The sequence below is a fragment of the Denitratimonas organivorans genome (genome assembly GCF_037478135.1).
Taxonomy (GTDB): Bacteria; Pseudomonadota; Gammaproteobacteria; order Xanthomonadales; family Xanthomonadaceae; genus Denitratimonas.
Genome location: NZ_JBBHDV010000001.1, coordinates 255,597 through 270,073 on the forward strand (window position 1 = coordinate 255,597; position 14,477 = coordinate 270,073).

Genomic DNA, 14,477 nt, shown 5'->3' on the forward strand with positions numbered 1-14,477 from the left:
AGGAGGAAACCGGGAAAGCTGGCCATTATCGCCCAGCACCGCGCCGGCCGCCATGCCGCGCGCCTTGACCTGACGGGTTTGGCTCAGGTACTGGACGGACAAGAGGCGAGAGCCGGCACTTGGCTCGACATCCAGCGTGTGAATGGGGATATGGGGGCGCCACAGGAATTTGCCACCACGGCCCGGGTTGCTGCCCAACCGGACAGGTGCGCGCACGCCCGATGCCGGCGGCCGGTGTCGTTCAGCCGTCGGATTTTCCCTGCGATGGCCGGCGCTTCGGGCGGTGGTATCGGCGGGCCGGGAACAGAACACCCGACGCGCGCCGGGTTATGATGGTGAACTTGCCCAGGAGGACCAGCGCATGTATGACAAGACCAGCACGCTCGCGGCGTTCGATCCCGAACTGGCCCGCGCCATCGCCGCCGAATCGCAGCGGCAGGAAGACCACGTCGAACTGATCGCCAGCGAGAACTACGCCAGCCCGTTGGTGATGGAAGCGCAGGGCAGCAAGCTCACCAACAAGTACGCCGAGGGCTATCCCGGCAAGCGCTATTACGGCGGCTGCGAGCATGTCGATGTGGCGGAAACGCTGGCGATCGAACGCGTCAAGCAACTGTTCGGCGCCGACTACGCCAATGTGCAGCCGCACTCGGGTTCGCAGGCCAACCAGGCGGTGTATTTCGCGCTGCTGCAACCTGGCGACACGATTCTGGGCATGAGCCTGGCGCATGGCGGCCATCTGACTCACGGCGCCAAGGTCAATGCCTCGGGCAAGCTGTTCAACGCGGTCCAGTACGGTGTCAACGAGCAGGGCCTGATCGATTACGACGAAGTCGAGCGTCTGGCGCTTGAGCACAAGCCGAAGATGGTCGTGGCCGGTTTCTCGGCCTATTCGCAGGTGATCGACTGGGCCCGCTTCCGCGCCATCGCCGACAAGATCGGCGCCTGGCTGTTCGTGGACATGGCGCACGTCGCCGGGCTGATCGCGGCCGGTGTCTATCCGAGCCCGCTGCCGCATGCGCACGTGGTCACCTCGACCACGCACAAGACCCTGCGCGGCCCGCGTGGCGGCATCATCGTGCTCAGCCGCGATGCGGCCGGCGAAGCGGCCGAGGAGATCGAGAAGAAGCTCCAGTCCATCGTCTTCCCCGGCATCCAGGGCGGCCCGCTGATGCATGTGATCGCGGCCAAGGCGGTGGCGTTCAAGGAAGCGCTGGACCCGTCGTTCAAGAGCTACCAGCAGCAGGTGGTGAAGAATGCCCAGGCGATGGCGGACACGCTGATCGCGCGCGGCTACAAGATCGTGTCCGGCGGCACCCAGAACCATCTGATGCTGGTCGACATGATCGGCAAGGATGTCTCTGGCAAGGACGCCGAAGCCGCGCTCGGCCGCGCCAACATCACCGTCAACAAGAACTCGGTACCGAACGACCCGCGCTCACCGTTCGTCACCTCCGGCCTGCGCCTGGGTACGCCGGCGGTCACCACACGCGGTTATGTCGAACAGGATTGCGTCGACCTGGCCAACTGGATCGCCGACATCCTCGACGCACCCAACGACGAAACCGTCATCGCCCGCGTGCGTGATGCGGTGACGGCGCAGTGCCGGAAATATCCGGTGTACTGACTGAGAGCAGGGATTCGGGATAGGGGGTTCGGGATTTGCAAGAGCGAAAATCCCGCCCCGCCCATAACCCTGCTTTTCGAATCCCCAATCCCTAATCCCCAATCCCGGCCTCCAATGCACTGCCCCTTCTGCCAGCACGAAGACACCCGCGTCATCGATTCGCGCGTGAGCGAGGATGGCAGCAGCATCCGGCGCCGGCGCGAGTGCAGCGAGTGCGGCGGGCGCTTCAGCACCAGCGAGACCGCCGAGCTGAAGCTGCCGATGCTGGTGAAAGGCGATGGCCGGCGCGAAGCCTTCGATGTCGGCAAGCTGCGCCGTTCGATGGAGCGCGCGCTGCACAAGCGCCCGGTGCCGGAAGAACAACTCGAAGCCGCGGTGCGTGCCGTGGTGCAGCAGGCCCGCACCACCGGCGAACGCGAACTGGCTTCGCGCCGGTTGGGTGATTTCGTGATGGCGCAGATGCGCAAACTCGATCATGTCGGCTATGTGCGCTTCGCCTCGGTCTATCGCCGCTTCGAGGACGTGGCCGATTTCCGCGAGGAAATTGAAATGCTGGAACGCGACCTGCCTGATGGCGAAGAGCAGCTGCCGCTGCTGGTGGGTGAGGTGCTTCCCTTCGACAAGAGCACGGCGCGCGAGCGGAAGCGCTGAGTAATGGAAGGACGGCAGTCGCTGCTGTCGGGTGTCGGGCTGTTCGGCTCGGTGCCGGCGGCGTTGCTGCCTTGGCTGCTGACTACGCGCATCGCGCCGATCTACGAATCCGCCGGCGCGCCATTGCCGGAACTGACGCGTTTCTGGATGCACTGGTGGCCGGTTTCACTGCTGTTGCCACTGCTGGTCGGTGTGATCTGGTGGCGGCTGGAGGCGTATCCGCGGCGCGGCACGGTGACAGCCATGGCCAGTGCGATCGGCGCGATGCTGGTCGATGGTTTCAGCGTCATCGCGCTATGGCTGCCGCTGCTGCGGCTGCCTGATCTGGCCGTTTGAGAGGGCGCCGATGAAGCACGCATTTTCATCTACCGATCACGCCATGATGGCCCGCGCGCTGCGCCTGGCCGAACGCGGCGCGTACACCACGCGGCCCAATCCGATGGTCGGTTGTGTCATCGCGCAGGGCGAGGAGGTCGTCGGCGAAGGCTGGCACCAGCGTGCCGGCGGGGCGCATGCCGAAGTGCTGGCGCTGCACGATGCCGGTGAGCGCGCGCGCGGTGCCACCGCCTATGTGACGCTGGAACCCTGCGCCCATCACGGCCGTACCCCGCCGTGCGTGGACGCCTTGATCGAATCGGGCGTCACGCGCGTGGTCGCGGCGCTGCGCGATCCGTTTCCGCAGGTCGCCGGCACCGGCTTCGAGCGACTGCGCGAGGCCGGGATCGTGGTCGAGTCGGGGCTGATGGAAACGCAGGCGCGCGCGATCAATCGCGGTTTCCTGTCTCGCATCGAGCGCGGCCGGCCGTGGCTGCGGATCAAGCTGGCGATGAGCCTGGACGGGCGCACCGCGCTGGGCAATGGCGAATCCAAGTGGATCACCGGCGAGGCCGCGCGCGACGATGTGCAGCACTGGCGCGCGCGTGCCGGCGCGATCCTGACCGGCAGCGGCACCGTGCTGGCCGACGATCCGCGCCTGACCGCGCGCGTACCCGAAGCCGATATCGCGCCGGTGCTGCGCGTGGTGCTGGACCGCCATCTGCGCACCGCCGCCGGCATGCATCTGCTCGATGGCAGTGCCCCGACGCTGTTCTTCCATGTGCCGGGCGAAGTGCCGGATTCGCGTTTCAGCAATGTCGAATGCGAGCCATTGCCGCTGGACGAAAACGGCCTTTCGCTGCCAGCCGCCTTGCAGCGTCTGGGCGAACGCGGCATCAACGAAATCCAGGTCGAAGCCGGCCCGGTGCTTTGCGGTGCGCTGTTCGCACAAGGCTTGGCGGATGAGCTGCTGCTCTATATCGCGCCGCTGCTGCTCGGCTCCGAAGCGCGCCCGTTGCTGCAGCTGCCGGCGCTGACCGACATGGCTGAACGCTGGAAGCTGCATGTCGTGGACGAACGCAAGCTCGGCCCTGACTGGCGCTTGCTGCTGCGCGCGGCAGAGTAGACGCCAGCCGCCGCTCAGCCCGTCGCCGGATCGGTGGATGTTGTCCCGTTGCCGTTTGAAGGTTGGGCCAGCACCAGCACTGTCCAGCCCGCCTTCGGCTGCCAATCCTGTTTGCCGGTGGTAGGGCGCAGGATGCCGCGTTCGTCGATGGCGAACAGCAGCAGCGCATCCTCGCCGTGGCGCTCGCGGTATTCCTTCCAGCCGAAGGTGTCGGTCAGGCGGGTGCTGCGGATGCCGGCGCCGGCGGCAAGGCTTTCATTGAGCTGCCGGTGGGTGACCGAGTTGCCGAACAACGGCGTGCCCGACTGCACGCCGGACAGCGTCTGCCGTGGCGCTTCGCCCGGCGGCAGGATGCGCAGGCGGAAGATGCGTTCGCGGCCGAACTCGGGCGCGTAGCGCACGCAGGAGAGCGAATTGAGTTCGCGCCGCGTGGATATCGCCAGCAGCGAGCCGATGCCGGTCAGGTCCAGATGCACATCGGCATGTTCGGAAACCGGGTTGCCGAAGAAGGTGCGCAGCCCGGCCATACGCGCGGTACGGATCGCCATCCAGTCGTCATCGGCCAGCAGCACCGGGATCTTCTGCTGCTGCAACGCCAGCGCCAGGGCGCGTGCCACTGGATTGGCACCGACGATCAGCACGCCGCGCCGGTCCGGTTCCGACACCCCGAGGCGGCGTGCCAGCCGGCGAGAAGTGGCGCTTTGCAGTACCACGGTGCCGATGATCAGCAGGAAGGTCAGCGGCACCAGTTGTTCGGCACCGGCCACGCCTTCCTTTTCCAGCTTCAGCGCAAACAGCGCCGACACCGCCGCCGCCACGATGCCGCGCGGCGCGATCCATGCGATCAGCGCGCGCTCGCGCCAGTCCAGGCTGCTGCCCAGCGTCGAGACCAGCACTGACAGCGGCCGCGCCACCAGCATCGCCACGGCGAGTACCGCTGCTCCGCCCAGTGCGATTGCGGGGCTGGGCCAGTCCAGCCTCGCCGCCAGCACGATGAACAGCAGCGAGATCAGCAGCGTGGACAGGTGCTCCTTGAAATCGAGGATGTCGTCCATGTGCAGATGCGGGTGGTTGCCCAGCCACATGCCCATGATGGTCACCGCCAGCAGGCCTGATTCGGCGGCGCCGGCATTGGACAGCCAGAACACCGAAAGCACCGCGACCAGGGTGGCGTAGTTGTGCAGGTATTCGGGAATCCAGTGGCGGCGCAGCAGGAAACCCAGGCCGATCGCACCGGCGACACCGAAGCCGGTGCCCACCGCCGTGGTCAGCAGGAACTCGCCGAGCGCACCGCTGAAGGTGTCGCGCGCCATGCCCAGCAAGATCCAGTTGAACACCAGCACCGCAAACAGCGCACCAATCGGGTCGATGATGATGCCCTCCCAGCGCAGCACGTTCGCGATCTTCGCGTTCGGCCGCACCGCGCGCAGCATTGGCGCCACCACCGTCGGCCCGGTGACGCAGGTCAGCGCGCCGAACAGCAACGCCAGTTCCCACGACAACCCGACCAGATAGCGCGCCGCCGCCGCCAGTACCACGAGGCTGACCAGCGCGCCGACCGTGACCAGATTCAGCACCACCGGCGCCACGCCGCGTATTTCCGACCAGCGCAGGCCGAGACTGCCCTCGAACAGGATCACCGCCACCCCCAGCGATACCAGCGGGAACAGCACATCGCCGAACATCGCATCTGGATCCAGCAGGCCGGTGGCCGGGCCCAGCACGATGCCGGTCAGCAGCAGGAACAGGATCGCCGGCAGGCGCACCCGCCAGGCCAGCCATTGGCACAGGAATCCGAGGACCAGCAGGATCAGGGGCATCAACGAGTGATTCATCGGCAAAAGGTCCGGCGCGCGAACCCGGCAGCATCCACCGGCGTTGTTTCAGGTCGAAAACAGACGGGCGACGGAATCAGGCTGGGCAGCGGTGGTATCGGAGCAAGGGTGATCGCGAAGCGCGCAAGTGTGGGGGCGACGGGGCGCTGCTGCAAACCCGGTAGCGCCGACATGCGAAGATCGGCAGCCCGGTTTCCGCTATGGCCATCGCCCATGAACCTTGCCGCCAACCTTCTGACCGCGCTGGTCGCGCTGCTGCACCTGTGGTTCCTGGTGCTGGAAATGTTCCTGTGGACCCGGCCCGCCGGCCGCCGCGCCTTCAAGCTGACGCCCGAGTTCGCGCAGCAGACCCGGGTGCTGGCGGCCAATCAGGGCTTGTACAACGGTTTTCTGGTGGCCGGACTGGCGTGGGGCCTGTGGCTGGGTGCGGAAGGGTTCGCGATCAAACTGTTTTTCCTGGGCTGCGTGATCGTGGCCGGCGTGTTCGGTGCGCTGACGGTGGGACGCAAGATCCTGTTCATCCAGGCGCTGCCGGCGGCGCTGGCGTTCGCATTGTTATGGCTGGGGCGATGACCCACCCGCGGCGCGGTCGCTGTCCGCATGGCTGATGCGCTACGTGCTGCTGGCGGCAGCGCCGAGGCAGTACGCGTCGTTGCCGACCTGAGCGAGTCCGATCCGGTTTCACGGCCATGCGGGCCACAGCAGAAAAAGTCCCCTCCGCGCGCCTTGAACCGGCCTTGGCCGATCCCCATCATCAACAGTCCGCCGCAAGAGCCCGACAGGCTCGCGCTGGCGGGCAACGTCTTCAGGGCGGGGTGCAAGTCCCCACCGGCGGTAGGTCGCGGTTTGCCGCGATAAGCCCGCGAGCGCTTGCGCGCAGCGCAAGGTCAGCAGATCCGGTCCGATGCCGGAGCCGACGGTCACAGTCCGGAGTGAAGAAGACGATCCGCAGCGGCCATGCCGCCACGGTCACAAGCCTTGACGGCGTTTTTCGCATCCCTTTCGCGGAGAACGACCATGTTTACCGGCATCATCCAGGCCCTCGGCCGCATCATCCGCATCGAGCCACGCGGCGGCGATGTGCGACTGCATATCGAAACCGGCTCCCTTGACCTTTCGGATGTCGCGCCCGGCGACAGCATCGCCGTATCCGGCGTGTGCCTGACTGCGCTGGAACCGTCCGTGCAGGGCTTTTTCGCCGATGTCTCGAATGAAACCCTGGGCCTGACCACGCTCGGCGATGCCGCCGAAGGCGACGTGGTGAATCTGGAAAAGGCGCTGCGTCTGGCCGACCGCCTCGGTGGGCATCTGGTCACCGGCCACGTTGATGGTCTGGCCGAAGTGACCGCCATCGAAATCGATGCGCGTTCGCAGCGCTGGTGCTTCCGGGTGCCGTCCGGGCTGTCGCGCTACATCGCGCGCAAGGGTTCGGTCTGCATCGACGGCGTCAGCCTCACGGTGAACGCGGTCGACGGCGACGAGTTCGAAGTCAACCTGATCCCGCATACGCAGCAGGTCACGACGTTCTCGCAGCGGCAGGTCGGCGATGCGGTCAATATCGAAGTGGATCTGATGGCGCGCTATGCCGAGCGGCTGTTTGAAAAGGAGACGCAGGCATGAGCTTTGCGACGATCCCCGAACTGATCGAAGACATCCGCGCCGGCCGCATGGTCGTCGTGGTCGATGACGAAGACCGCGAGAACGAAGGCGACCTGGTGATGGCCGCCAGCCTGGTGCGGCCGGACGACATCAATTTCATGGTCACGCATGGGCGCGGACTGGTGTGCCTGCCGATGACCACCGAGCGCTGCGAACGCCTCGGTCTGCCGCTGATGGCGCGCGACAACCGCTCGCAGTTCCGCACCGCGTTCACGGTCTCGATCGAGGCCGCGCAGGGCGTCACCACCGGCATTTCCGCTGCCGACCGCGCCCATACCATCCAGACCGCAGTGAAGGCCGATGCAGCGCCCGATGATCTGCACCAGCCCGGCCACATCTTCCCGTTGATCGCCCAGCCCGGCGGTGTGCTGCGCCGCGCCGGACATACCGAGGCGGCGGTCGATCTGGCGCGGCTGGCGGGGCTGGAACCGGCTGGCGTGATTGTGGAAATCCTGAATCCGGACGGCACCATGGCACGTCGCCCGCAGCTTGAAGTGTTCGCGCGAGAGCACGGCCTGAAGATCGGTTCCATCGCCGATCTGATCCAGTACCGGCTGCGCACCGAACGCGGCATCGAGCGTGTCGATGAACGCGAGGTGCAGACCGATGCCGGCCCGTTCCGTCTGGTCAGCTACCGCGATCTGGTCGATGGCGCGCTGCATTTCGCGCTGCTGCGTGGTGATCCGGCAGCCAGCGATGAAGTGCTGGTGCGGGTGCATGTGGAGAACGTGCTGACCGATCTTCTTCACATCGAACGCGAGGATCTGGGCATCTCGCTGTCGCGCGCGCTGGCCGAAGCGGCCGCCGCCGAGTGCGGCATCGTGGTGATCTTGTGCGGTGCGGCACCGGCGGAAAACCTGTTGTCGCGGCTTCAGGGCCAGAGCACCGCAAGCACCACGCCTGACGGCCCGGCCGAATGGCGCCGCAACGGCGTCGGCGCCCAGATCCTGGCTGATCTGGGTGCGCGCCGGCTGCGCGTGCTCGGCACGCCACGCCGCCAGGTGGCGCTGGGCGGCTTCGGTCTGGAGGTCGTGGGCTACGCGGAGGTGTCGCGTGGCGGGTAAACTGCGTGTTTTAGTACTTCCGGTCCGTCCATGAGCCACTACGAAGGGCAGATCCGTGCCCGCGCCGGCGCGCGTTTCGCCATCCTTGCCAGCCGCTGGAATCCCCGCATCGTCGATGCGCTGGTCGAAGCGGCGCGCACCACGCTGCAGGATCACGGCGTCGACGCCGAGACCATCGACGTGATCCGCGTGCCCGGCGCCTGGGAAATCCCGCAGGCGGCCGGTTGCGTCGCGGCCGATGGCCGCTATGCGGCGCTGATTGCGCTGGGCTGCGTGGTGCGCGGTGAAACCCGCCATTACGAACAGGTTGCCGATGGCTGTGCCGAAGGTCTGATGCAGGTGTCGCTGCGGCACCGGCTGCCGGTGTTGAACGGCGTGCTGGCGGTGGAACGGCACGAGGATGCGCAGGCGCGTGCCGGTGGTGTGCACGGCAACAAGGGCGAGGAGGCGGCATTGGCCGCGATCGAGATGGTGGATCTGCTGGAGCAGCTGGCATGAGCGGGCACGGTTCGCGTTCGGTCCGACCTGATGGTGTCGATCCCGCCGCCCGTTCGCGCGCGCGGCGGCGTGCCTTGCAGGCGATCTACGCCTGGCAGTTGTCGGGCCAGAACATCGCGGAGGTCATCGCCCAGTTCCGCACCGAGCAGGACATGGAAATCGCCGATCTGGAGTATTTCGAGGATCTGCTGCGCGGGGTCGATGGGAATCTGGCGAAGATCGACGAGGAACTGCGCCGCTTCGTCGACCGCGATATCGCCCAGATCGATCCGATCGAGCGCGGAGTGCTGCGTCTGGCCGCCTATGAACTGCTGTTCCGCATTGATGTGCCGTACCGCGTGGTGCTGAATGAGGCGATTGAAACCACCAAACGTTTCGGCGCCGATCACGGCCACAGCTACGTCAACGGCGTGCTGGATCGCGCTGCGGCGCAGTGGCGCGAGCCGGAAGTCAGCGCCGCGCGGCGTTGAGTGCCGTGCGGCGGCGCGAAGGGTGTGATTCACGTACACGCGCGTGCTGGCTGACGCGAACGCCGCCCATCCTGTTTTCCGGTTCCGGATGCTCATGGCCGAATTCGATCTGATCGCCCGCATCGCAGCGCAAAGTGGCCGTCGCGCCGATGTCGCGTTGGGCATCGGCGACGATGGCGCGGTGCTCGACGTGCCGGCCGGGCAGCAACTGGTCGCGGTCTGCGACACGCTCAATGTCGGGGTGCATTTTGCGGCCGATGCCGATGCGGCAGATATCGGCTGGAAGGCGCTGGCGGTGAACCTGTCCGATCTGGCCGCGATGGGCGCGACGCCGGCCTGGGCGCTGATGTCGCTGTCGCTGCCGCAGGCCGATGCGGATTTCGTCGCGGGATTGATGCAGGGATTTGGCCAGTTGGCAGCGGCCAGCGGCATCGCCTTGGTCGGCGGCGATACGACACGTGGCCCGCTTGCGGTCGGCATCACCGCGCTGGGTTTCGTGCCGGTGGGCCGAGCGTTGACACGTAGCGGCGCGCAGGTCGGCGATGCGGTATTCGTCAGTGGCACGCTGGGCGATGCCGCTGCGGCCCTGCGTCTAGGTTCGGGAGACACCGCCCCAGCGCAGCTGCAAAGGATGCAACAACGACTGCACCGGCCCGTGCCGCGTACCGCGCTGGGTCTGGCGTTGTGCGGACAGGCGCATGCGGTGATCGATGTTTCGGATGGTTTGCTGGCCGATCTGGGCCATGTCGCCCACGCCAGTGGCGTCGGCATCGTGCTGGATGCGGCCGCGCTGCCGGCTTCCGAAGCGCTGCGTTCAGTCGCCGATCCCGCCTTCCGATTGCGCTGCCAGGCCAGTGGCGGCGACGACTACGAACTGGCCTTCACGCTGCCGGAATCCCGTATCGACGCAGTGCGCACCGCGCTGGCAGGCAGCGACGTGACACTGACCCGCATCGGTCGTGTGGTCGAAAACGGTGGCGTCCGCCTGCATGATGCGGATGGCGGTGTCATCGAACTGGGTGGCGCCGGCTGGCAGCATTTCGTGGAGCCGACTGCATGAGCTCGAAGATTCCCTGCGCCGCGCGCCGCGTGCTGTCGCATCCGGCCGGCTGGATCGCCACCGGTTTTGGCTCGGGGCTGGTGCCGGTCGCGCCGGGCACGTTCGGCACGCTGGCGGCTTTCGTGCCGTGGCTGGTGCTGCGCGAACTGCCGTTGCCGGCGTATCTACTGGCACTGTTGCTGGCCTTCGCGCTCGGCACCTGGGCGGCGAACTGGACGATCCGGCGTCTGGGCGTGCACGACCCCGGCCTGATCGTCTGGGATGAATTCATCGGCCTGTGGATCGCGCTGATCGCGGTGCCGGCCGGCTGGGTCTGGTTGCTGGCGGCCTTCGTGCTGTTCCGCCTGTTTGACATCCTCAAACCCTGGCCGGTGGGCTGGGCCGACCGCCGTGTCGGCGGCGGCTTCGGCACGATGCTCGACGATGCCCTGGCCGGAATCTACGCGCTGATCTGCGTGCAGGCCAGCGCCTGGTGGCTGGCCGGGGCCTGATCCGGATTGATTGCCGTCAAACACGCTTCCAGCAATCCGCAAAATGTCGCTGGTGGTCATTTTCCAGCTGTGTTCCTGATTTCCGCTTGACGGCTGGGCATTGCCGCGATGGCGGGTTGGGGTTGCAGAAAAGTCTGTGGTGGCAAAGGTTCTCCTGATTGGCCCCATCGCTCAGCTGACTTTTCCCTCTCCCGGCGGGAGAAGGGTTCTTGTAGCCGAGTCACAGGTCAGGAAGTTATTAAAATTGCCGGAAAAACAGCGCGCGTCCCTCAGGGTTGCGGGGGGGGGCGGCGCGGTGGGGTAGGTTCGCCGCACTGATGCAGGCTGCTGGCAGGAATGATTCCAGTCCAGCGCTGTATCCACGGATGGATGGAGGTCGAAATGAACATGAAGCAAGCGATGTTGATAGTGACCCTCGGATTCTCATCGGGCGCATTCGCCGCTGATCCGGGATTCTACGTGGGTGGCGGTGGCGGCCATGCCCGCCATTCCGGTGGGCTCGTCGGCCAGATCGAGAACGCTCTGGCGCGCAGCACCGGGTATGAGCTGCTTTCAGCCGACCTGGTGGATGATTCGGATACGGCCTGGAAGCTGTTTGCCGGTTACCGTTTCGGCAACGGTTTCGGGCTGGAGGCCTCATACGTGGATCTGGGTTCGGTGGTGAGCCGGTACCACATGAGGGTGATTTCCATCATGCAGCCTTCGCCGGATTTCCTGGTCGATGGTCATTACGACCTTGAGGCCTGGGGGATTTCTGCGTTCTACGAGTGGGAGTTTTCGCCGACATTTTCCGCCAGCGTGCGTGCCGGGATGTTCAACGCGAGTCAGGATTATTTCCAGCTCAACACCACGATCTACGAGTACCCGGATTTCTCCCACAGCAGTGACGATACCGTTCCGGGGTTCGGCTTGGGCCTGAACTGGCGGGTCACGCCATCGGTTGATCTGCGCCTGGATCATGATCGCTATCAGGGCATCGGCAAGCGCTTCGGGTTCGATGCCGAAGACACCAATGGCCGTTTCGATGTCGGTGTGACCTCGCTCAATCTGGCTGTCCGCTTCGGGCGCTGAGCCAGGGCGCGTTCTTCGCCGCGTTGTGGCTTCGCGTTGTGGTTGCAGATGCGCGTTCGCAGGGGGCGTGATGGGGGCTGACGATTGCGCATCGTTTCGCGCCCTCTGCGGGTGTGCTCCTGCGCGATTGCCGGTGTCTGGGTGGACTATGCCGCGACGATGCCACCTTGCGGCGGTAACCTTTGATCATCGGTCCGGCGTGCTCAGGACGGTAACGAGGTGGCGGGGTGAGGTGGCTGAAGATCTTTGTTGTCCTGTTGCTGGTGCTGCTGGCTCTGGTTCTCGCGCTGCGTCTGTGGGCGCCGTTGCCCTCGCTGGAGGGGCGAACGGTGTCACAGGCGTTGCCGGATACCGCCGATACCGCGATTGGGCGGGCGCTGGCCGACAGCCGAGCCCGGCATCCGGAGTTGTCCGGACTGCATCTGCTCGATGACGGTCAGGACGCCTTCGCCGCGCGTGTGCTGCTGGCACGCGGCGCCGAGCGCAGCATCGACGCGCAGTACTACATCTGGCACGGCGACATCACCGGGACACTGCTCTTCAACGAACTGCGCACGGCCGCCGATCGCGGGGTGCGGGTGCGGCTGCTGCAGGATGACAACACCACGCTCGGGCTGGATGACACCCTGGCGGCATTGGATGCACACCCGAATATCGAGGTGCGCCTGTTCAATCCATTCGTGCTGCGCTGGCCGCGCTGGGTCGGCTATGTCACCGACTTCTTCCGCCTCAACCGGCGCATGCACAACAAATCGTTCACGGTTGACAATCAGGCCACGATCATCGGCGGGCGCAATATAGGTGACGAATATTTCGGTGCCGGTGATGGCAGCCTGTTCTTCGATCTGGACGTGCTTGCGGTCGGTGACGTGGTGGACGAGGTGTCACGCGATTTCGACCGCTACTGGGAGAGTGCGTCGTCGTATCCGGCCGAACGAATCCTGGCGCCGGTCCCCGCGGAACGGCTGGATACGTTGCGAGCCGAAGCGCTGGCATTGCAGCAGCGCGCCGAGGCACAGCGCTATGTGCAGGCCTTGCAGCGCCTGCCATTTGTGACCCAACTGGCGCGCGCACAATTGCCGTTCCACTGGGCGCCGGTGCGCATGGTCAGCGACGATCCGGCCAAGGCGCTGGGCAAGGCGCCGCGCGAAGGACTGCTGATCAGCCGCATCGACCGGCTGCTGCAGCACCCGCAGCACAGCCTGCATCTGGTGTCCGGCTACTTCGTGCCGACCAGCAAGGGCGTGGATGGTTTCATCGCGATGGCGCAGCGCGGCGTGGAACTGGACATCATCACCAATGCGCTGGAGGCCACCGATGTGCCGATCGTGCACGCCGGCTACGCCGATCACCGCAAGCCGATGCTGCGCGCTGGCATCCGGCTGTGGGAACTGCGCCATCAGTCCGGCAGCCTGTCCTGGCGCGAGGCCAGCGGCGACGAGCGCGCCGGCTCGGTGATCGGCAGCTCTGGCGCGTCGTTGCATGCCAAGACCTTCACCGCCGACGGGCGGCGCGTGTTCATCGGCTCGTTCAATTTCGATCCGCGCTCGGCACATCTGAACACCGAGCTGGGTTTCGTCATCGACAGCCCGGAACTGGCGCAACGCATGGCGGCGCGGTTGGATGCCGCCACGCCGCTGATCGCCTACGAGCTGCGCCTTTCCGACGCAGGGAAACTGCGCTGGATCGAACGCCATGGCGACGGCACCGAAACCGTGCACGAGACCGAACCGGGCACCACGCGCTGGCGCCGCGCGATGGTCGCGTTCTTCGCGCTGCTGCCGATCGAATGGCTGCTTTGAGCAGGAAGCCTGACGCGGTACGGGCGGACGGTTTTTCTGTTCAAGACGTGTATTGCGATCCACAGCCGCGGGTGTGATTGCGGATCGACACGAATTTCGCTGCGCCCAACGCAAAGGGCCGACCCATGCCGGGCCGGCCCTGTTTGGATCAATGCTCGCGCAGCTCAGAAATCGAAGCGGATCTGGATCTGTGCCAGATCCATGTCCAGGTCATCCATCTCGAAACGGCTGTACTCGCCACGCAGCGCGATGGTGTCACTGAAGCGGTATTGCAGGCCCAGGCCGTAGGTGGGATCGGTGCCATCCGCGCTGGCGGGCCTCACGATGCTGTGGTTGCGGTAGTCGGCATCCCAGCTGTGCACGCCGGCCTTGGCATAGCCGGAAAAGTTGTCGGTGAAGGGCAGCGTGCCGACCGCAACCAGTGACAGGGTGTCGGCTTTCATACGGCCGGAAGCGCCACGCAGATCGATATCGCCGAAATCGCTGTACGCCGCTTCCAGCCCGAAGTGCGGGTTGAACTGGTAGCCACCGAAGACCTGGAACGCGGTGTCCTCGTCATCGATGAAATATTCATCGACCATGGACTGGCCCACGCCGGCGCCGGCATAGAAACCGGTCGGATTGGCGGCGTGCGCGCCGATGGAAAGCGTGCCCAGGGCGGCAGCGAGGAGGAAAGCGGTCAGTGGGGTGTTATTTTTCATGGTTTCCTTATCCTTTGAACAAAGCAGATATCGCTCGCGAGAAAGATGGGGCCGAATATAGCGGTACAAAGGCAGTCCCGCGATACTCAGTGTTTCCGGTTCAGCAA

Annotated in this window: 15 protein-coding genes and 1 riboswitch; of the genes, 13 read left to right on the forward strand and 2 right to left on the reverse strand. The window is 65.8% G+C overall.

Features of this window, described 5'->3' with window-relative positions:
* Nucleotides 1–361 precede the first annotated feature (361 nt).
* The 4 genes from glyA (at nucleotide 362) to ribD (ending at nucleotide 3,719) form a co-directional block, all read left to right on the forward strand.
* On the forward strand, nucleotides 362–1,627 hold the full coding sequence (gene glyA / locus WDB66_RS01095) for a serine hydroxymethyltransferase (RefSeq protein ID WP_339396577.1): 1,266 nt from the start codon (nucleotides 362–364) through the stop codon (nucleotides 1,625–1,627).
* 114 nt (nucleotides 1,628–1,741) lie between these two features.
* A complete protein-coding gene (nrdR, locus tag WDB66_RS01100) occupies nucleotides 1,742–2,278 on the forward strand; it encodes a transcriptional regulator NrdR (RefSeq protein ID WP_339396578.1) in 537 nt (178 codons plus the stop codon).
* A gap of 3 nt (nucleotides 2,279–2,281) precedes the next feature.
* On the forward strand, nucleotides 2,282–2,614 hold the full coding sequence (locus WDB66_RS01105; protein ID WP_339396579.1) for a hypothetical protein: 333 nt from the start codon (nucleotides 2,282–2,284) through the stop codon (nucleotides 2,612–2,614).
* A 10-nt stretch (nucleotides 2,615–2,624) separates the two neighbouring features.
* Nucleotides 2,625–3,719 carry a bifunctional diaminohydroxyphosphoribosylaminopyrimidine deaminase/5-amino-6-(5-phosphoribosylamino)uracil reductase RibD gene (gene ribD, locus WDB66_RS01110; RefSeq protein WP_339396580.1) on the forward strand — a complete coding sequence of 365 codons (1,095 nt, stop codon included), beginning with the start codon at nucleotides 2,625–2,627 and terminating at the stop codon, nucleotides 3,717–3,719.
* Nucleotides 3,720–3,733: 14 nt separating this feature from the next.
* Here the strand turns inward: ribD and WDB66_RS01115 are convergent, their stop codons facing one another.
* Nucleotides 3,734–5,539 (reverse strand): cation:proton antiporter, encoded by a 1,806-nt coding sequence (locus tag WDB66_RS01115; protein WP_339396581.1) that lies wholly within the window; start codon nucleotides 5,537–5,539, stop codon nucleotides 3,734–3,736.
* 228 nt (nucleotides 5,540–5,767) lie between these two features.
* Here WDB66_RS01115 and WDB66_RS01120 point away from each other — a divergent pair, with 228 nt between their 5' ends.
* From WDB66_RS01120 to WDB66_RS01160, 9 genes are all read left to right on the forward strand, one after another.
* Entirely contained in the window at nucleotides 5,768–6,127 is a 360-nt protein-coding gene (locus WDB66_RS01120; RefSeq protein WP_339396582.1) for a DUF1304 domain-containing protein, read from the forward strand.
* A gap of 224 nt (nucleotides 6,128–6,351) precedes the next feature.
* Nucleotides 6,352–6,501: riboswitch (FMN riboswitch) on the forward strand.
* A 70-nt stretch (nucleotides 6,502–6,571) separates the two neighbouring features.
* Nucleotides 6,572–7,174 (forward strand): riboflavin synthase, encoded by a 603-nt coding sequence (locus WDB66_RS01125; protein ID WP_339396583.1) that lies wholly within the window; start codon nucleotides 6,572–6,574, stop codon nucleotides 7,172–7,174.
* Complete coding sequence (gene ribBA, locus WDB66_RS01130) at nucleotides 7,171–8,277, forward strand: bifunctional 3,4-dihydroxy-2-butanone-4-phosphate synthase/GTP cyclohydrolase II (RefSeq protein ID WP_339396584.1); 1,107 nt, start codon at nucleotides 7,171–7,173, stop codon at nucleotides 8,275–8,277. The genes WDB66_RS01125 and ribBA overlap by 4 nt, the downstream gene beginning before the upstream one ends.
* 30 nt (nucleotides 8,278–8,307) lie before the next feature.
* A complete protein-coding gene (ribH, locus tag WDB66_RS01135) occupies nucleotides 8,308–8,775 on the forward strand; it encodes a 6,7-dimethyl-8-ribityllumazine synthase (protein ID WP_339396585.1) in 468 nt (155 codons plus the stop codon).
* Nucleotides 8,772–9,245, forward strand: coding sequence for a transcription antitermination factor NusB (gene nusB, locus WDB66_RS01140; protein ID WP_339396586.1), 474 nt, complete (start codon nucleotides 8,772–8,774; stop codon nucleotides 9,243–9,245). The genes ribH and nusB overlap by 4 nt, the downstream gene beginning before the upstream one ends.
* Nucleotides 9,246–9,339: 94 nt before the next feature.
* Entirely contained in the window at nucleotides 9,340–10,305 is a 966-nt protein-coding gene (thiL, locus tag WDB66_RS01145; protein ID WP_339396587.1) for a thiamine-phosphate kinase, read from the forward strand.
* Nucleotides 10,302–10,796, forward strand: coding sequence for a phosphatidylglycerophosphatase A family protein (locus tag WDB66_RS01150; protein WP_339396588.1), 495 nt, complete (start codon nucleotides 10,302–10,304; stop codon nucleotides 10,794–10,796). Before thiL ends, WDB66_RS01150 begins: the two co-directional genes overlap by 4 nt.
* Before the next feature lie 381 nt (nucleotides 10,797–11,177).
* Nucleotides 11,178–11,867 (forward strand): outer membrane beta-barrel protein, encoded by a 690-nt coding sequence (locus WDB66_RS01155; protein ID WP_339396589.1) that lies wholly within the window; start codon nucleotides 11,178–11,180, stop codon nucleotides 11,865–11,867.
* Between the two features lie 227 nt (nucleotides 11,868–12,094).
* Complete coding sequence (locus WDB66_RS01160) at nucleotides 12,095–13,669, forward strand: phospholipase D family protein (protein ID WP_339396590.1); 1,575 nt, start codon at nucleotides 12,095–12,097, stop codon at nucleotides 13,667–13,669.
* Nucleotides 13,670–13,833: 164 nt separating this feature from the next.
* Here WDB66_RS01160 and WDB66_RS01165 read toward each other — a convergent pair whose 3' ends face one another.
* Entirely contained in the window at nucleotides 13,834–14,370 is a 537-nt protein-coding gene (locus tag WDB66_RS01165; RefSeq protein WP_339396591.1) for an outer membrane beta-barrel protein, read from the reverse strand.
* Nucleotides 14,371–14,477 lie beyond the last annotated feature (107 nt).